This window comes from Albidovulum litorale (assembly GCF_025751495.1).
In the GTDB taxonomy this organism is placed as follows: Bacteria; Pseudomonadota; Alphaproteobacteria; order Rhodobacterales; family Rhodobacteraceae; genus Albidovulum; species Albidovulum litorale.
Genome location: NZ_JAOWKZ010000001.1, coordinates 847,927 through 865,070, shown reverse-complemented (window position 1 = coordinate 865,070; position 17,144 = coordinate 847,927). Strand labels below are relative to the sequence as shown.

The following is a 17,144-nucleotide window of genomic DNA, read 5'->3' as shown; positions in this document are numbered from 1 at the left end:
CAGGCATGGATTCGATCATCGTCACGGGCGGCGCCGAACTGAAGGGCCAGATCCCCATTGCCGGGGCCAAGAACGCCTGCCTTGCACTGATGCCGGCGACGCTGCTCTCGGATGAGCCGCTGACGCTCACCAATGCGCCGCGTTTGTCGGACATCAAGACAATGACGGTCTTGCTGGAATCGCTCGGGGCCGAGGTGCGGTCGATGCAGGAGGGGCGGGTTCTGGCCATGTCCTCGCATGACCTGAATAACCTCACCGCCGATTACGACATCGTCCGCAAGATGCGCGCCTCCAATCTGGTTCTGGGGCCATTGCTGGCGCGGGCGGGCCGGGCGGTCGTATCCCTGCCTGGCGGCTGCGCCATCGGTGCGCGGCCGATGGACCTGCATATTGCGGGGCTGGAGGCATTGGGCGCGAAGATCGAGCTGAAGGACGGCTATCTGCATGCCGATGCGCCGAAGGGGTTGAAGGGTGCTGTGATAGACCAGCGGTTTGCGAGCGTGGGGGCGACCGAGAACATCGTGATGGCCGCGACACTTGCAAAAGGCACGACGGTTCTGAAGAACGCGGCGCGCGAGCCGGAGATCGTCGATTTGGTTAAATGCCTGCGCGCCATGGGTGCCCAGATCGCGGGCGAGGGCACCGCGACCATCGAAATTCAGGGCGTCGACCGGCTGCATGGCGCGACCCATCCCGTGGTTGCCGACCGCATCGAACTGGGCACCTACATGATCGCCCCCGCCATTGCCGGCGGAGAGGTGGAACTCGTCGGCGGCGGCATGGATCTGCTGCCGGCCTTCTGTGAAAAGCTCGATGCGGCGGGGATCGTCGTTACCCCGACCGAAAAGGGCATCCGGGTTTCACGTTCGAACGGGCGTGCCAAGGCTGTAGATGTGAAAACCGAGGTTTTCCCCGGTTTCCCCACCGACCTTCAGGCGCAGATGATGGCGCTGCTCGCGACCGCCAAGGGCACGAGCGTGCTGGAAGAGACGATCTTTGAAAACCGCTTCATGCATGCGCCGGAACTGATGCGGATGGGGGCCGATATCGAGGTTCATGGCGGCCATGCTACCGTCAAGGGGGTCGAGCGGCTGAAAGGCGCGCCGGTGATGGCGACCGATCTGCGCGCCTCGGTCTCGCTGATCCTCGCCGGGCTTGGGGCGGAGGGCGAGACGGTCGTGAACCGGGTTTATCACCTCGACCGGGGTTACGAGCGGGTTGAGGAAAAGCTTTCCGCCGTCGGGGCGCGGATCGAACGGGTGAAGGGGGAGTGATGGCCGAAGACGCAAGGTTCGAGGACGGCGCTGAACGTCCGCTCCATCTGAAGGCCGAGACGGCAGAGGATGTGCCGGTCATGGCGACTCTGGTGCAGGACGCGGTCCTGTCGATCACCGACATGACGTGGCAGCCGAAGTTGCGCCGGTTGGCGTTGCTCATCAACCGCTTCCGTTGGGAAGACCGGGCCGCCGCCGAGGCGCGCGGGCGCCCCTATGAGCGGGTGCGGTCGCTTCTGGTGATCGATGGCGTCCTGTCGGTGTCGTCTCAGGGCATTGACCGGGGCGACAAGGACGCGGTCCTGTCGGTGCTCGATATCCAGTGGACACCGGGCGCGGATGCGGCGGGTCGGGTGGAACTGGTGCTGGCGGGCGACGGCGGCATCGCGGCGGCGGTCGAATGTCTCGACCTGACGCTGAAGGATGTGACGCGGCCCTATGCGGCGCCATCGGGCAAGGCACCCGGGCATCCGGAATGATCGTCCGCCGGGTCGGGCCAGCCGAAGCAGAAGTCTGGCGGGCGATCCGGTTGGAGGCGCTGGGCAAGGCGCCCGAGGCATTCTCGGCCCGGCTCGCCGACTGGCAGGACCGGCCGCTTACCGATTTCGCGGCGCAGCTTGAGGCCAATCCGACCTTTCTGGCCTTTGAGGGCGATGCCCCGGTTGGCTGTATTTCCTGGGTCCCGGAGGCCGATGATCCGTCGCGGGGCTGGATCGGCGGGGTATTTGTTGCCGATCGTATGCGTGGAAAAGGTGTCGGTCAGGCCCTGATCGCGACGGCCGTCGCGGATGCGCGGACCGCTGGTATCACCGAGATGTGGCTGGAAGTCAGGGCCGGGAACGTGGCCGCGCTGAAGGTCTATGAGCAGGCGGGTTTTGCCGTGGTGACTGATCCTGACCGGCCCCGTAACAGCTGCGGGTGCGAGATCGGCATGCGGCGCGCGCTGCGGTGAGGCCGCTCGGGGGCGCTGCCCCCAGCCGCGCGGAACGCGCGGCTTCCCCCGGAGTATTTGGCCCAAGAAGAAATATGTGGTTGCCGGGATACGCGGCACGACCGGCCCGGGGCCGGGTGCTTGAGGCGCGCGGCCAGCGATTGTAAGGGGAGCGGGACGCTAGGAGTGCACCATGCCCGTTTTCCTGTCCACCACCGATGCCGGATTCGAAGCCGCCTTCGTGAGACTTCTTTCGGCAAAGCGCGAGGATGCGCCGGATGTCGATGCGGCCGTGGCCGGAATCATTGCCGATGTACGGGACCGGGGTGACGCGGCGGTCATCGAGCTGACGGCAAAGTTCGACCGGCTGGAGCTGACGCCCACGACGATGGCCTTTTCCGAGGCGGAGATCGACGCGGAATGCGCGAAGGTGTTCGACGCGGACCGGGCCGCACTGGAACTCGCCGCAGAGCGTATCCGCGCTTATCACACACGGCAGATGCCTGAAGATGCGCGCTGGACCGATGCGGCGGGGGCCGAGATCGGCTGGCGCTGGGGGCCGGTCGATGCGGCAGGGCTTTATGTGCCGGGGGGGCTCGCCTCCTATCCGTCCTCGGTTCTGATGAACGCGATCCCGGCCAAGGTTGCCGGGGTGGGGCGGCTGGTGATCTGCTGCCCGACGCCGGGCGGGGCGGTCAATCCGCTGGTTCTGCTGGCCGCACGGCTTTCGGGGGTCGATACCGTTTACCGGATCGGCGGCGCGCAGGCGATCGCTGCCATGGCCTATGGCACGGCGACCATCCGACCCGTCGACAAGATCACCGGGCCGGGCAATGCCTTTGTCGCGGCGGCCAAACGGCGGGTCTTCGGGCGTGTCGGGATCGACATGATCGCCGGGCCGTCCGAGATCCTCGTGATTGCCGACAAGGACAATGACCCGGACTGGATCGCGCTCGACCTCTTGTCACAGGCGGAACACGATCAAAGCGCGCAGTCGATCCTCGTGACCGATGATGCGGCTTTCGGGCAGGCCGTCGCGGCGGCGGTGGAGGAACGGCTGGAAACGCTCGACCGCCGCGACATCGCGGGCGCAAGCTGGCGCGGCTATGGCGCGGTGATCGTGACGCGCGATCTGGACGAGGCCGCAGCCTTGTCCAACCGCGTTGCCCCCGAGCATCTGGAACTGTGCGTGGCCGACCCCGATGCGCTGGCCGAACGGATCACCCATGCAGGGGCGATCTTCCTTGGCCGCTGGACTCCTGAGGCGATCGGCGATTACGTGGGCGGGCCGAACCATGTGCTGCCAACGGCGCGCTCGGCACGGTTTTCGAGCGGGCTGAGCGTGATGGATTTCCTCAAGCGCACGACGATTGCGAAGATGACCCCCGGAGCCTTGGCCGCCATCGGCCCGGCGGCCGAACGGTTGGCAATCTCGGAAAGCCTTGAGGCGCACGGGCTTTCGGTCAGGGTCCGGCTTGACCAGTTGAATCGGGATGACGTGACATGAGCCGTATCTGCCATATTGAGATCGACGATCGCGGCCTGCCCGCGCCGACGCCTGAAGTGGAGCAGGAGCGCAAGGTCGCGGTATTCGACCTTTTGGAAGACAATTCCTTCTCGCTGCCGCCCAAGGATGGTGAAACGCCGCCCGAGGGGCCGTTCCGGCTGGGCCTTGCCATCCGGGAAAAGCGGCTGGTCTTCGATATCGCGACCGAGGGTGAGGACAAGGTGGCGGAGTTCCACCTTTCGCTCGGGCCCTTCCGGCAGGTTGTGAAGGACTATTTCCAGATCTGTGAAAGCTATTTCGAGGCGGTGAAGCGGTTGCCGCCCTCCCAGATCGAGGCGATCGACATGGCCCGGCGCGGTATCCACAACGAAGGCGCGCGGGTTCTGCAGGAACGCCTCGAAGGCAAGGCCGATCTCGACATCGACACCGCGCGGCGTCTCTTCACCCTTATCTGCGTTCTGCATTTCGGGGGCTGAACTTGGACGGCAAGCTGCCCCAGTCGGTGCTCTTCTGCTGCGATCACAACGCCGTCCGTTCGCCGATGGCGGAAGGAATGATGAAGAAGTTCTACGGTCACGCCTGCTATGTGCAGTCGGCAGGTGTCCATAACGATCTGGAAATCGACGGCTTTTCCATCGCCGTCTGTCACGAGATCGGGGTCGAACTGTCGCGCCACCGTTCACGCAGCTTCGAGGAGATGCAGCAATGGGGCGATGACCTGTCGGGCTTCGATCTGGTCGTGGCCCTGTCCCCGGCCAGTCAACGGCAGGCCCTTGAATTTACCCGCTTCTTCCATCTGGACGTCGAATACTGGCCGGTGATGGACCCGACCGGGATCGGCGAGAACCGCGAGACGAAGCTCAACGCCTACCGCCAGGCCCGCGACCAGATCCGCAAGCGGATGATCGAGAGGTTCGGGCCGCCGACAGTGGAGTAGCCGCGGCGGCGCTTGTGCACAATAAACTGACGCATTGGGAATGGGCGGCATCCCCGCGCTGCCCTAATGTCCGCCGCGACAAATGGGAGACAACCGATGACCCGCGCCACGATCGAAGCCTATTACGCCGCCTTCAACCGGGGCGACCTCGACGCCATGCTGGAAACCCTGCATGACGATTTCGCCCATCATGTGAACGAGGGTGCGACGCGGTTGGGCAAGCAGGCCTTCGCCGAGTTCTGCCGCCACATGAACGAGACCTACCGCGAAGAGCTGACCGACATGGTGGTCTTTTCCAATGACGCGGGCACGCGGGGCGCAGCTGAATTCGTGGTGAACGGCACGTATCTGAAGACCGATCCCGGCCTGCCCGAGGCGCGGGGGCAGAAGTATGTGCTGCCCGCGGGCGGGTTCTTCGACCTCAAGGACGGCAAGATCACGCGTGTGACGACCTACTACAACCTCCAGGACTGGATCCGGCAGGTGTCTGCATGAGCGTCGACGTCCTCGCCCTGACCGGTGAGGCGCTGGAAGCCGCGCTCGATGATGTCGCGCGTCTTCGCATCGCCGTTTTCCGCGACTGGCCGTACCTCTACGACGGGCATCTTGACTATGAGCGGCGCTACCTCAAGACCTACCGCAAGAGTGAGAATGCGATCCTCGTTGGCGCCTTCGACAATGGCCGCCTTATCGGCGCCTCGACCGGGACGCCGATGGAAGAACACGGCGACGAGTTTGGTGCAGCCTTCGCCGAGACCGGCATTCCCCTGACCGACATCTTCTACTGCGCGGAATCGGTTCTGCTGCCCGACTACCGGGGCAGGGGGGTCGGTCATGCCTTCTTCGACACGCGCGAGGCGCATGCCCGCAATCTTGGCCGGACCCATTCGGCCTTCTGCCGGGTCGTCAGGCCTGAGGATCACCCGCTTCACCCCGCAACCTACCGCCCGCTCGATACATTCTGGCGCAAACGCGGCTACGCCCCGCTTGAGGGCGCTGTGGCGGAATACGCCTGGAAGGATATCGGCGAGGCGGAAGAGAGCGTGAAGCCGATGCAGTTCTGGATCAGGGCGCTTTGACACCGGGCTACGCCGTTAGCCTGCACTGAGCGCTGAAGCCGCCCACCGGTTTTTTGTGTCCATGTGGCGGGCATTCCCACCAGTTTTTGGCGGCATGGCGCGACGACGACGCTGACAAATATGACCGCAAACATTGCAAGAAAACGTCTGCAAGGCCGGTGCGACCCGCAGGGGCGTTCGTTAGAATGCAATGATACTGCGTGCTGCTCGTCGATGCTGACCTTGATCGGGTCCGCAGCATTTCTAGGGCGCTGCCGTTGGACGGTTTTCGGCTTCGAACGTCTGGTAAGGGCTGCCACATACCGACGGAATCCGATTTTTCGACCACATTGCGGGTGACCGCTGAGCGCGGCGCCAATGTTCGATTGGAACACGGCAGGGCTTCAGATCAATGCCGTCCAAGCCCGCAAAGGGTGCCTTTGGTACCACTCTCCGGCGCGCTCCATCTCCGGTGTTGCCTGAGCTATGCGTCGCGGCGGCCAAAGACCGAAACAAGATCGACGCCAGCACCGGGTCGGGCGGTCAGATCGACCCGCTCTTCGATATGGCGCAAGTGCTCTGCCATAATCTCGGCTGCGCGTCGGTCGTCAGACTTGCGCAAGGCGTCGATCAGTTCAGCGTGGTCATCGTCGCGGCAATTGGTTACGCCCGGCGCGCCATAGATCCCGATGATGAGAGAGGTGCGGGTGATCAGTTCCTTGATCATCCTGAGCATAACGCCGTTTCCGGCGATCTGTGCGAGCATCGTGTGGAACTGGCCCGACAGCCTGATCGCGTCGCGGCGGTTGCCACTGTCATGGGCCTGCGATTCCAGTTCCAGGTGACGGGCGAGGGCCGCGATATCCTCGGCTGCTGCGCGTTTGGCCGCCATGCGTGCGACGTTGGGTTCGATCGCCTGCCGGGCCTCAAACACCTCGCGCGCCTGTTCGGCCGTCGGCCGCGCGACGAAGGCGCCGCGATTGGAGTGCAGTTCGACGACTTCGCGGCTGGCCAGCAAGAGAAGGCTGCGGCGAATGCGCATGCGGCCGACGCCGAACACCTCGCAGAGCGCCGATTCGGATAATTTCGTCCCCGGCGGCAGGCGCTGTTCGATCACCGCTTCGAAAATGCGGTCGACAATCTGTTCTTCGGCCACCTCCTCGGCGGTTGAAAGCTGTTCGCTGTTTGGGCCGGGTAGGGTCATTGCGCTTTTTTTCCAAGGTCAAAGGAAGCGTTACCAACAGATATAGGCCGGATCTTTGTCCAACAAGATAGCATATGCGTCGACAAGACTATCATATTTTTGTTGACAGAATTGTTAACAATCCTGCTGAATGATATTGCCGCACCGGCTCTGGCCTCATGGCGCGTCGGAAAAGAACCGAATGGCATTCAGGGAGATATCAGATGAAAAGACGCACTTTGCTCAAGACATCGGCGCTGGCCGCCGTGGCAAGCCTGTCGTTCCTTGGCATGGCGCATGCCGAAAATCCGGTCCTGAAGATCGGCTTTGTCGGCGTGACCTCGGGGCCGGCCGCTGCCTGGGGCATCTCGAACCAGCGATCCATGGAAACCCGCGCCGCATGGCTTAACGAGCTTGGCGGGTACGAAATCGACGGTCAGAAATATGACATCCAGATCGTCGCCTTCGACGACCAGAAGGACCCCAAGCGCGCGATTGCGGGCATGGAGAAGATGGCGCAGGAAGGTATTCACTACGTCGTCGGTCCGAACGTCGATGACGGTGCTGCCGCCGTCCGCCCAGTGGCCGAGCAGAACGGGATCATGTACTTCCCGTATGCCTTCCCGAAAGAGCTCTATACCGCCCCCGCCTCGAACGCGGTCCTGGGGATGGTCGCGAACTATCAGTCGGGCCCGGCGATCTACAAGCACCTGATGGAGAACGAGGGTGTACAGAAAGTTGCGTTCGTCGCCGCGAACGAATCCGACCCGCTGTCGCAGCGTGACGGTGGTGTCGAGGCAGCCAAGGCGCTCGGCCTCGAAGTCGTCTCGGACAGCGTGACCTATCAGGTTGACACGACCGACTTCACACCGGTTCTGCTGCCGGTGATCCAGACCCAGCCGGATCTTCTGGTCCTGTCGGGCGTCTCGCCTGCGAACGCGCCGCAACTCATTCGCTCCGCCCGCGAGCTTGGCTACGAGGGCCTGATCTCGACCGAGACCGCGCAGGACGCGACCGTGCTTCAGGAAGGCGCGGGGGAACTCGCCAACGGTTTCATCTCGGTGGGCGGCGCCTCCACTCCGGAACTCGCCTCGGATGCGATGCGCGAATTCGTCGACCGCTACACCAAGATGTTCGGCGAGTACAACGACGAGTCGAACACCAAGGTCTATGCGCTCGAATACATCCTCGAAACCATCAAGGCGAACCCCGCCGCGATGACCGATGTCGAGGCGTTCAAGACGACGATGGACACGTTCGAAGCGCCGAACCCCTACATGGTGGGCGACGCCAAGCTGACCTATGTCGGCACATCCTCCTTCGGGCAAAAGCGCCAGGTATCAGTGCCTCTGGTTGTCAACGTGTTCAAAGACGGCGCTTTCGAGACGTTGTTCGTGGCTCAGGTTGACTGACTCAGTCTGAACCCCGTCTCATAGGGGTCCGGCCTTTCCCAATACGCGGCCGGGCCCCGTCAATCCGAGGACACCGATGGAACAGATCATCGCAAATGGGCTCTATCTGGGTGCCCAATACGCCCTTATTGCGCTTGGGCTGACGCTTATCTTCTCGCTGATGAACGTGCTGAACTTCGCCCATGGCCAGATGTATGTGCTGGGCGGTTTCGTTACCTATACTATCGTCGCGCAGTTCGGACTGCCGTTCATCGTCGGTCTCTTTGCCTCAGCCATCGTGCTGGCGGTGGTGGGCGCGCTGATCGAGAAGTTCCTTTTTGCGCCGGTAATCCGCAAGTCGAAGCGCGAGGAATCCACGATGCTGCTGGCGGCGGGCATCGCTTTCTTCCTCGACGCGGTGATCCTTCTTGTCTTCGGAGAAAAACAGCGCGGCGTGCCGAAGATCGTGAATGGTGTCCTCAACTGGGATTTCCGCATCATCATGCCCTATGACCGTATCCTGATCGGGGTGCTGGCCATCGCGATGATCGCAGGCTTCATCCTCTTCATGCAATACACCAAGGCCGGGCGCGCCATGCGGGCTCTGGCGCAGGATCGGATGGCGGCCGAGCTGATGGGGGTCGACGTCAAGCGCTATTCGATGATCGGCTTCGCGCTTGGCGCCATGCTGGCGGGCCTTGTCGGCGGGCTGCTGGTGACCATCACCGGCATCAATCTCGGCATGGGCGGACCGACCTCGATCAAGGCCTTCATGATGATCATGATCGGCGGCGCAGGGGTCATATCCGGCGCCATCGCAGGCGGCTTCATCCTTGGCATGATGGAAAGTATCGGGCTGACCGTTCTCGCGGCCTATGGCGACATCACCTATCTGGTGATCTTCGCCTCGCTGATGGTGTTCCTCGCCATCCGGCCTCAGGGCCTGATGGGCAAGCCGTGGGGGTAAGGGGATGAAGGCGAAACTGCTTGGACTCGGCGCCTTTCTGATCACAGTCTTTGTGATCGTCCCCTGGCTGATCGCGATCAGCGGGAGGTGGGATTTCTACTACACGCTCACATCGGTCGCGCTTCTCTCCATCGCGTCGGCCGGGGTCTGGCTGACCTTCTATATCGGCCGGATCAATATCGGTCAGGGCGCCTATGCGCTGGCGGGCGGCTATGTTTCCGCCATCCTGATCACCAAGGCGGGCTTCAGCTTCTGGGCGACACTGCCACTCGCGGGACTGTTCTGCGCGGGGCTCTCGGTTCTGATTGGCCTGCCGATCCTCCGGCTGCGCGGCGTCTACTTCGCAATGGTCACACTCGTGCTGACCGAGGTCGGACGCCTCTCGGCTCTGGCGCTGCCCGTCACGAACGGTGCCAAAGGTATCACCTCGATCCCGCTGCCGGGAGAGGTGTCGGTCTTCGGCCTGACGCTGATCCCGGATTTTGCCACGCTGGAGAACCCCAAGCTGGCCTTCTACCTCGTCGCGGTCCTCCTCATGGTGATCTGCTACGCAGCCCTCTATCGCATCGTCAACTCCCGGCTCGGCCATCTCTGCCGGTCCTTGCAGCAGAACGAGGAGCTTTCGGCCTCCATCGGCGTGAATACCGCCTATCTCCGGGTGCTGGCCTATTCGATCTCATCCTTCTTCGGCGGCATTGCAGGTGCGATGTTCGTGGCAATCTCGCAGTCGATCTACCCCTCCTCCTTCCAGGTCGCGGACAGCGTGAACTTCATGCTGAACTGCTTCCTCGGCGGTCTGGGTTACGTCTTCGGTCCGATGCTCGGCACGCTGATGCTGTATTTCGGCTGGGATCTTCTGTTCACGACCGGGCGTTTCCAGCTGCTGATCTACTCGTCGCTTCTGATCTTGCTCATGCTCTTCCTGCCCAACGGCGTCCTCAGCCTCTTTGAACGCAAGGGGGTGCGCAAATGAGCCCCATCCTGCAAGTCAAGGGCGTGACCAAGCGCTTCGGCGGACTCACCGCGAACAACGATATCTCCTTCGACGTGGCGGAGGGGGAGATTCTATCGGTAATCGGCCCGAACGGGGCAGGCAAATCGACGCTCTTCAAGCTGATCGCCTCGTTCCTCAAGACCACCTCGGGTGAGGTCCTCTTCCGGGGCCAACGCATTTCGAACCTCGCGCCGCACAAGGTGGCGCGGATGGGGGTCGTGCGGACGTTTCAGGAAACCACGATCTTTCGGTCCATGACGGTGCGCGAGAACATCATCGTGGCGCATCACCTGCGCTCGAAGGCGTCGCTGCTGGGCTTCTTCCTCGGAACCTCGCAGGCGCGGGCTGACGAGGCGGAATTCGGGGCCTCGGCCGATGACATCATCGACTTCCTCGGCATGAGCGCGATCCGTGACGAGCTTGCCTCGAACCTGCCGCAGGGCCATCTGCGCGCCCTCGGCATGGCCATCGGACTGGCCACGAATCCCACGGTCCTGCTGCTAGATGAACCTTTCGCCGGCATGAACCACGACGAGACGATGCGTATGGTATCGCTTGTCCGTCGCCTGCGCGACGAACGCGGGGTGACCGTGCTTCTTGTGGAACACGACATGCCGGCGGTCATGAAGATCTCCGACCGGATCGTGGTGATCAATTTCGGCGAGAAGATTGCGGAAGGCACACCGGCCGAAATCCAGTCCAACGAAAAAGTCATCGAGGCCTATCTCGGCAGCGAAGACGCGGCGATCGGGATGTAGGCCATGACCCAGATGCTGAACTTCAAGGATGTCGAGCTCTACTACGACCACGTCTATGCGCTGAAGGGGGTGTCGATCGAGCTGAACGAGGGTGAGACTGTCGCCCTGATCGGTGCCAACGGGGCGGGAAAATCCTCGATCCTTCGCGCGATCACGGGTCTCAGGCCGATACACGCCGGCGAGATCCACTATATGGGGGATCGGCTCGACGGGATGTCCGCCGCCGAGATCGTGCGAAAAGGCATCGCTATGGTGCCCGAAGGACGGAGGGTCTTTCCCTATATGTCGGTAAAGGACAACCTGTTGATGGGGGCTTTCACCCGAACCGACAAGGCGGACATCCAGCGAACGCTCGAAAGCGTGCTGGAGCGCTTTCCCCGGCTCAAGGAACGTTATGGCCAGCAGGCCGGAACCCTGTCAGGCGGCGAGCAACAGATGATGGTGATCGGCCGGGCCCTGATGGCCAAACCGCGCCTGCTTCTCCTCGACGAACCCTCTCTCGGCATCGCGCCGAAACTGGTGCAGGACATCGCCCGCGCGATCGTCGCGATCAGCCGTGACGAAGGGGTAAGCGTGCTTCTGGTCGAACAGAACAGCCGCATGGCGCTCTCGATCTCGAACCGCGCCTATGCGATGTCGACCGGTTCGGTGGCCCTGTCGGGCAACAGCAAGGACCTGATGGGCGATGACCGGATCAAGGCCGCCTATCTCGGCGGAGACCTGTAGGTGGCATGATGCGTATTCTCGTCGTCAACCCGAACTCTACCCGTCACATGACCGAAACGATCGGCGCGGCCGCCCGGCGCGTCGCATCGCCCGGAACCGAGATCATCGCCGTGAATCCCGCGGACGGACCGCCGGCGATCCAGGGCTTCTATGATGAGGCAATGTGTGTTCCGGGCCTGCTCGACATTATCCGCCGGACCGCAGGCTTCGATGGCGTCGTCATTGCCTGCTTTGACGATACCGGTTTGGATGCCGCGCGCTGCCTGACCGACCGGCCAGTGATCGGCATCGGCGAGGCGGCCTATCACATGGCCTCAATGCTCTCGAACAAGTTTTCGGTGGTCACGACGCTGGCGCGATCGGTGCCGGCTCTGGAACACAACCTCATCCGCTACGGGCTTGCAGCGCGCTGCGCCCGGGTCCGCGCCTCTGATGTGCCGGTGCTTGAACTTGAACGTCCCGGATCTCAGGCCCGCGCCCGCATCGGTAACGAGGTCGCGCGTGCCATCACCGAGGACAAGGCCGAGGCTATCGTACTCGGCTGCGCCGGAATGGCCGATTTTGCGGCATCCCTCTCGGCCGAGCATGGCCTGCCGGTGATCGACGGCGTGGTCTCGGCGATAGCGATGTGCGAGGCCATGATCCGGCTCGATCTGCGCACTTCACGATTGGGCGGCTACACCCCACCTGACGCTGCCGCACCCGGCGTCGCCCGTATTGCAACGACCTGATCGCCTGACGCAACCGCCAGCCCACATCATGGCACAGCTGCGGGGCTAACCAAGTACAAATGAAGCCTAGCTGCATGTGCCTGGAACAGATAATGCCCTCAGGTTTTACGCCAGTCCGCGTCCCTGCTTCGACGATAGGCCGGCATTCGTGTTCAGAAAGAACAATGAGAAAACCGGGTTGCTTGCGGCACCGATGCTTCTCGCATTCTCGCCGACACTGCCAGCTTCGATCCGCGGCTTGATCAGGCCGCGGGTGTCTTGGTTCTCGATGTATCGCCGCACCCTCTCTACCAGTTCGCTTCGCACTTCTGCTGGAAAGGCGCCGTCAATTACGATGGCTTCGAAGTCGATGACCGAGCAGATCGACAGTGATGCCTTAGCGAGTTCCTGCGCCGTTTCGCCGATCCACGGTGTCACGTAACGGGTTAGAGAACTCCAGTTCTGTGGACGCTGCCACATCACTTGCGGGTCAAGTCCAGCTTCGATCAGGCGCGCTTCGAGAAGGTGCAGGGAGGCCACATCGATCAGCTGTTTGCTTTCACCCAAGGGACTCGTGGTTCGCATCGACCCCAAGGCTCCCGCATTCCCCTGATTGCCTTCAAAAACGGTGCCGTTGAGGGCAACGCCCCCACCGATAAACGAGCCGATGAAGAAATAGGCATAGTCGCGAAATTCCTTGCCGCGGCCATAGAGCTGTTCCGCATGACAACCCGCAGTCGCGTCGTTAACCACAAAGACCGGCAGGTCCGAGAATTTTGAGACTTCAGCCGCAAAGTCTATGTCTTTCCAAGACCGGAATCTTTCGGCCGCAGTCCCAGTCAGGTCGTGCCACCGCCAGAGCTCAAAGGGCGTGCCGATCCCGATGCCGCATATCCGGGAACGAACATTTGCAGGTTCCGCCTCAAGCATTCGAACCAACCCGTCTTTCAAAAAGCCGAAAACGGCGTCCGGAAACGGATAGTCGTAGGATGTGAACAACTGCTGTCTCGGTTTTCCCGAAAAATCCATGAGCAACAGTTCCGCGCTGCGTCTTCCGATCTTCATTCCGATCGAAAACACGCCATCGGGATTCAGCTCCATCGGGATCGATGGCTTGCCGACCTTGCCGCGTATGGGATCGCCGCGCCGGATGATCCCGTCACTTTCCAGCTCACGGAAGATGATCGAAATGGTCTGAGGCGAAAGTCCGGTCAGTCGCGCCACGTCTGCGCCCGGGGTGGGTCCGTAACGTTGCAGAACGGACAATATCAGGCGCTCGTTATGGTCGCGTACGCCGCGCTGATTCACGCCGCCGGTCAGTCTGATCATCGATTCCCCGTACATCGGACGGACCATAGACACCTCTGCTTCCCCTTTAAACTATGGACTTTTCGATTAATAAATCAAGTTTATTTATTTATTGACAGAAACGGGGGAATCGCGCTTTCCTGTGAGCGACCCGCACCAGACCTCCATGGGGGCCCGGGACGGGACGTCCGGCTAACAACGCGATACAAACGTACGGGAGGACCAAATGAAAAGACTTCTGACACTCGGCGCATCCGCCGCAGCCATCGTCATTGCCGCGACCTCGGCACAGGCAGCTGGCGAAACCGTTTGCCTGATCACGAAAACGGACACGAACCCCTTCTTCGTAAAGATGAAGGAAGGCGCCGAGGCCAAGGCGGCCGAACTCGGGATGACGCTGAAATCCTTTGCCGGCAAAATCGACGGCGACCACGAAACCCAAGTGCAGGCAATCGAAACCTGCATTCTCGACGGGGCGAAGGGCATCCTGCTGACTGCGTCCGACACCAGTTCGATCGTCCCCGCCGTTCAGCAGGCCCGGGATGCAGGCATTCTGGTCATCGCGCTCGACACGCCGCTTGACCCGATTGATGCGGCTGATGCCACCTTCGCGACCGACAACTACAAGGCTGGCCTTTTGATCGGCCAGTGGGCAAAGGCGAAGCTGGGCGATGCCGCATCCGAGGCCAAGATCGCAACGCTGGACCTGAATGTCAGCCAGCCGACGGTCGACGTCCTGCGCAACCAGGGCTTCCTTGAAGGCTTTGGCGTCGACCTCGCAGACCCGAATGTGATCGGCGACGAAACCGATCCGCGGATTGTTGGCAGCGATGTAACCGACGGCAACGAAGAAGGCGGGCGCCGAGCGATGGAAAACCTTCTCGCCAAGGACCCGATGATCAACGTCGTGCACACGATCAACGAACCTGCCGCCGCCGGTGCCTATGAAGCGCTAAAGGCAATCGGACGTGAGAACGATGTCCTCATCGTATCGGTCGATGGCGGTTGCCCTGGCGTTCAGAACGTCGACGCCGGTGTGATCGGCGCGACCAGCCAGCAATACCCGCTCCTGATGGCATCGCTGGGTGTTGAGGCGGTGAAGAAGTGGGCCGACGAAGGAGCCAAGCCGGAAAATACTCCGGGCAAGGACTTCTTCGACACCGGCGTCGCACTGATTACCAATGAGCCCGCCGACGGCGTCGAGTCGATCTCGGTCGCTGAGGGGCTGGATCTCTGCTGGGGGTGATCTCCAAAAATAAATTCGGAGGCGCCTTAAGCGCGCCTCCGTAACGCTAAGGGAACTCCCGTTTATCCGTTAGACTTACCTCGTGGGCGGCACCTTCCGTCTGCGGAAGGGGGGCAGAATGTCTGATGCTAACCAACACAACGACACGTTCGAAGCCGCGGCCAGTAGAACTGAAGCGGTCGCGCATTTCGAGAGCCAGAGACGCGGCTTTGTCGGCCAGTTGCAGCATATCCTGCACGTCAACTCCTCTTTCGTGCCCCTGATCGTTCTGGTCGCGGCGGTTCTGATTTTCGGTCTTTTACTCGGGTCAAAGTTCTTTTCTCCCTTCGCGCTCACGCTGATCCTGCAGCAGGTGCAGATCGTCGGTATCGTCGCCGCGGCGCAAAGTCTTGTGATCCTGACTGCCGGAATCGACCTGAGTGTCGGCGCGATCATGGTTTTTTCATCCGTAATCATGGGGCAGTTCACGTTCCGCTATGGCATCCCCGCTCCGGTCTCGGTCCTCTGCGGGCTGGGCTGCGGTATGCTGATCGGCGCGCTCAATGGCTGGCTGGTCAGTCGGGTGAAGCTGCCGCCCTTCATCGTCACGCTCGGCATGTGGCAGATCGTGCTGGCCACGAACTTCCTCTATTCCGCGAACGAGACGATCCGCAGTCAGGATATCGAAGCGAACGCGCCCTTCCTTCAGTTCTTCGGCAGCAAGTTCAATGTCGGCGGTGCGGTCTTTACGGTCGGTGTCGTGTTCATGCTGCTTCTGATCGCCGTTCTGTCTTACGCACTGCGCCATACTGCGTGGGGGCGTCACGTCTATGCTGTAGGGGATGACCCGGAGGCTGCGGAACTGTCCGGTGTCAATGTTCACCGCACCCTGATGTCGGTCTACATTCTGTCGGGACTAATATGCGCTTTCGCGGGCTGGGCGCTGATCGGGCGCATCGGTTCGGTTTCTCCAACATCCGGTCAGCTTGCGAATATCGAAAGCATCACTGCCGTGGTGATCGGGGGCATCTCGCTCTTCGGCGGGCGTGGGTCCATTCTGGGCTCGCTCTTCGGCGCGCTGATCGTGGGGGTTTTCACGCTCGGCCTCAGGCTTCTCGGCGCGGATGCGCAGTGGACCTTCCTCCTTATCGGCCTGCTCATCATCGCCGCCGTCGCGGTCGACCAGTGGATCAGAAAGGTATCGGCATGATCACCGACAATATTCCCGTCGTCGAGGGGCGCGGTCTCGTCAAGCGCTACGGCCATGTCACTGCCATCGACCATTCCGATTTCGAGCTTCGTAAGGGCGAGATCCTTGCTGTTATTGGTGACAACGGCGCGGGAAAGTCGTCGATCGTCAAGGCGATCTGCGGCGCGACTGTGCCGGATGAGGGTGAGATTCTGATTGAGGGAAAACGGGTCAATTTCAACTCCCCGATGGATGCGCGCAACATGGGGATCGAGATCGTCTACCAGACCCTTGCCATGTCGCCCGCGCTCTCGATCACCGACAACATGTTCATGGGTCGCGAAATCCGCAAACAGGGTTTTATGGGCAAGTATCTTCGGCAACTTGACCGCCCGGCCATGGAGAAATTCGCCCGCGACAAACTGACCGAGCTGGGACTGATGACGGTCCAGTCCATAAATCAAGCGGTCGAGACGCTTTCGGGCGGCCAACGTCAGGGTGTTGCCGTCGCCCGCGCCGCAGCCTTTGCGTCCAAATTCATCATCATGGACGAACCGACGGCAGCATTGGGTGTCAAGGAAAGTCGCCGGGTGCTGGAGTTGATTCAGGACGTCCGGGCGCGGGGAATTCCGATCATCCTGATCAGCCACAACATGCCACATGTGTTCGAGGTTGCAGACAGGATTCACATTCACAGGCTAGGCAAGAGGCTCTGTGTGATCGACCCGAAGGACTACACGATGTCCGATGCGGTTGCCTTCATGACCGGCGCCAAGGAGCCGCCGGCGCAGGCCGAATAGGTGCCAAGTCAGGTCGATTTGTTGAGCAACGACACACGCGCCGCGTTTCAACGATTGTGCTCTGAGCTTTCTCAATCACCCGTTCTTTTGAAGTTCTGCTCGGCACGCGACCAACAGCAGTACAGGGTGCGGCCGCAGAACCGCGACCCGTTTTCCGATGTCAGGCCCGCGTCCTTCGGCATCAGC

19 protein-coding genes are annotated in these 17,144 nt (G+C 61.8%); 17 read left to right on the top strand and 2 right to left on the bottom strand.

From position 1 onward, the window contains the following. The first annotated feature begins 5 nt into the window (after positions 1 to 5). The 8 genes from murA (at position 6) to OEZ71_RS04370 (ending at position 5,728) form a co-directional block, all read left to right on the top strand. Positions 6 to 1,274, top strand: coding sequence for a UDP-N-acetylglucosamine 1-carboxyvinyltransferase (murA, locus tag OEZ71_RS04405; RefSeq protein ID WP_263738698.1), 1,269 nt, complete (start codon positions 6 to 8; stop codon positions 1,272 to 1,274). After that, positions 1,274 to 1,753, top strand: coding sequence for a DUF2948 family protein (locus OEZ71_RS04400; protein WP_263738697.1), 480 nt, complete (start codon positions 1,274 to 1,276; stop codon positions 1,751 to 1,753). Before murA ends, OEZ71_RS04400 begins: the two co-directional genes overlap by 1 nt. After that, complete coding sequence (locus OEZ71_RS04395) at positions 1,750 to 2,226, top strand: GNAT family N-acetyltransferase (RefSeq protein WP_263738696.1); 477 nt, start codon at positions 1,750 to 1,752, stop codon at positions 2,224 to 2,226. Before OEZ71_RS04400 ends, OEZ71_RS04395 begins: the two co-directional genes overlap by 4 nt. A 172-nt stretch (positions 2,227 to 2,398) precedes the next feature. Beyond that, on the top strand, positions 2,399 to 3,712 hold the full coding sequence (hisD, locus tag OEZ71_RS04390) for a histidinol dehydrogenase (protein ID WP_263738695.1): 1,314 nt from the start codon (positions 2,399 to 2,401) through the stop codon (positions 3,710 to 3,712). Continuing rightward, positions 3,709 to 4,188, top strand: coding sequence for a UPF0262 family protein (locus OEZ71_RS04385; protein WP_263738694.1), 480 nt, complete (start codon positions 3,709 to 3,711; stop codon positions 4,186 to 4,188). The genes hisD and OEZ71_RS04385 overlap by 4 nt, the downstream gene beginning before the upstream one ends. A 65-nt stretch (positions 4,189 to 4,253) precedes the next feature. Beyond that, entirely contained in the window at positions 4,254 to 4,649 is a 396-nt protein-coding gene (locus tag OEZ71_RS04380) for an arsenate-mycothiol transferase ArsC (protein ID WP_412175607.1), read from the top strand. 96 nt (positions 4,650 to 4,745) lie between these two features. After that, positions 4,746 to 5,144 carry a ketosteroid isomerase-related protein gene (locus OEZ71_RS04375; protein WP_263738692.1) on the top strand — a complete coding sequence of 133 codons (399 nt, stop codon included), beginning with the start codon at positions 4,746 to 4,748 and terminating at the stop codon, positions 5,142 to 5,144. Continuing rightward, a complete protein-coding gene (locus tag OEZ71_RS04370) occupies positions 5,141 to 5,728 on the top strand; it encodes a GNAT family N-acetyltransferase (RefSeq protein WP_263738691.1) in 588 nt (195 codons plus the stop codon). Before OEZ71_RS04375 ends, OEZ71_RS04370 begins: the two co-directional genes overlap by 4 nt. A gap of 463 nt (positions 5,729 to 6,191) precedes the next feature. Here the strand turns inward: OEZ71_RS04370 and OEZ71_RS04365 are convergent, their stop codons facing one another. Continuing rightward, entirely contained in the window at positions 6,192 to 6,911 is a 720-nt protein-coding gene (locus OEZ71_RS04365) for a GntR family transcriptional regulator (RefSeq protein ID WP_263738690.1), read from the bottom strand. Positions 6,912 to 7,114: 203 nt separating this feature from the next. Between OEZ71_RS04365 and OEZ71_RS04360 the strand changes: the two genes are divergently transcribed. The 6 genes from OEZ71_RS04360 (at position 7,115) to OEZ71_RS04335 (ending at position 12,457) form a co-directional block, all read left to right on the top strand. Then, positions 7,115 to 8,302, top strand: a complete 1,188-nt coding sequence (locus OEZ71_RS04360) for an ABC transporter substrate-binding protein (RefSeq protein WP_263738689.1) — start codon at positions 7,115 to 7,117, stop codon at positions 8,300 to 8,302. A gap of 76 nt (positions 8,303 to 8,378) precedes the next feature. Continuing rightward, positions 8,379 to 9,248 carry a branched-chain amino acid ABC transporter permease gene (locus OEZ71_RS04355; protein ID WP_263738688.1) on the top strand — a complete coding sequence of 290 codons (870 nt, stop codon included), beginning with the start codon at positions 8,379 to 8,381 and terminating at the stop codon, positions 9,246 to 9,248. A gap of 4 nt (positions 9,249 to 9,252) precedes the next feature. After that, positions 9,253 to 10,221: a branched-chain amino acid ABC transporter permease gene (locus tag OEZ71_RS04350; RefSeq protein WP_263738687.1), complete on the top strand. Its 969-nt coding sequence runs from the start codon at positions 9,253 to 9,255 to the stop codon at positions 10,219 to 10,221. Continuing rightward, positions 10,218 to 11,000, top strand: coding sequence for an ABC transporter ATP-binding protein (locus tag OEZ71_RS04345; RefSeq protein ID WP_263738686.1), 783 nt, complete (start codon positions 10,218 to 10,220; stop codon positions 10,998 to 11,000). The genes OEZ71_RS04350 and OEZ71_RS04345 overlap by 4 nt, the downstream gene beginning before the upstream one ends. A 3-nt stretch (positions 11,001 to 11,003) precedes the next feature. Then, positions 11,004 to 11,726 carry an ABC transporter ATP-binding protein gene (locus OEZ71_RS04340; RefSeq protein ID WP_263738685.1) on the top strand — a complete coding sequence of 241 codons (723 nt, stop codon included), beginning with the start codon at positions 11,004 to 11,006 and terminating at the stop codon, positions 11,724 to 11,726. Positions 11,727 to 11,734: 8 nt separating this feature from the next. Next, complete coding sequence (locus OEZ71_RS04335) at positions 11,735 to 12,457, top strand: aspartate/glutamate racemase family protein (protein WP_263738684.1); 723 nt, start codon at positions 11,735 to 11,737, stop codon at positions 12,455 to 12,457. Between the two features lie 105 nt (positions 12,458 to 12,562). On the opposite strand, the gene OEZ71_RS04330 is transcribed toward OEZ71_RS04335, so the two are convergent. Beyond that, complete coding sequence (locus tag OEZ71_RS04330; protein ID WP_263738683.1) at positions 12,563 to 13,765, bottom strand: ROK family transcriptional regulator; 1,203 nt, start codon at positions 13,763 to 13,765, stop codon at positions 12,563 to 12,565. A gap of 205 nt (positions 13,766 to 13,970) precedes the next feature. Here OEZ71_RS04330 and OEZ71_RS04325 point away from each other — a divergent pair, with 205 nt between their 5' ends. The 3 genes from OEZ71_RS04325 to OEZ71_RS04315 all read left to right on the top strand — a co-directional run bounded on the left by OEZ71_RS04325 (position 13,971) and on the right by OEZ71_RS04315 (position 16,958). Continuing rightward, on the top strand, positions 13,971 to 14,990 hold the full coding sequence (locus OEZ71_RS04325) for a sugar ABC transporter substrate-binding protein (protein WP_263738682.1): 1,020 nt from the start codon (positions 13,971 to 13,973) through the stop codon (positions 14,988 to 14,990). A 118-nt stretch (positions 14,991 to 15,108) separates the two neighbouring features. After that, positions 15,109 to 16,179, top strand: coding sequence for an ABC transporter permease (locus tag OEZ71_RS04320; RefSeq protein WP_263738681.1), 1,071 nt, complete (start codon positions 15,109 to 15,111; stop codon positions 16,177 to 16,179). Continuing rightward, the gene (locus OEZ71_RS04315) at positions 16,176 to 16,958 is read left to right on the top strand and encodes an ATP-binding cassette domain-containing protein (RefSeq protein WP_263738680.1); all 783 of its coding nucleotides are present in this window, start codon (positions 16,176 to 16,178) and stop codon (positions 16,956 to 16,958) included. The genes OEZ71_RS04320 and OEZ71_RS04315 overlap by 4 nt, the downstream gene beginning before the upstream one ends. Positions 16,959 to 17,144: the final 186 nt, after the last annotated feature.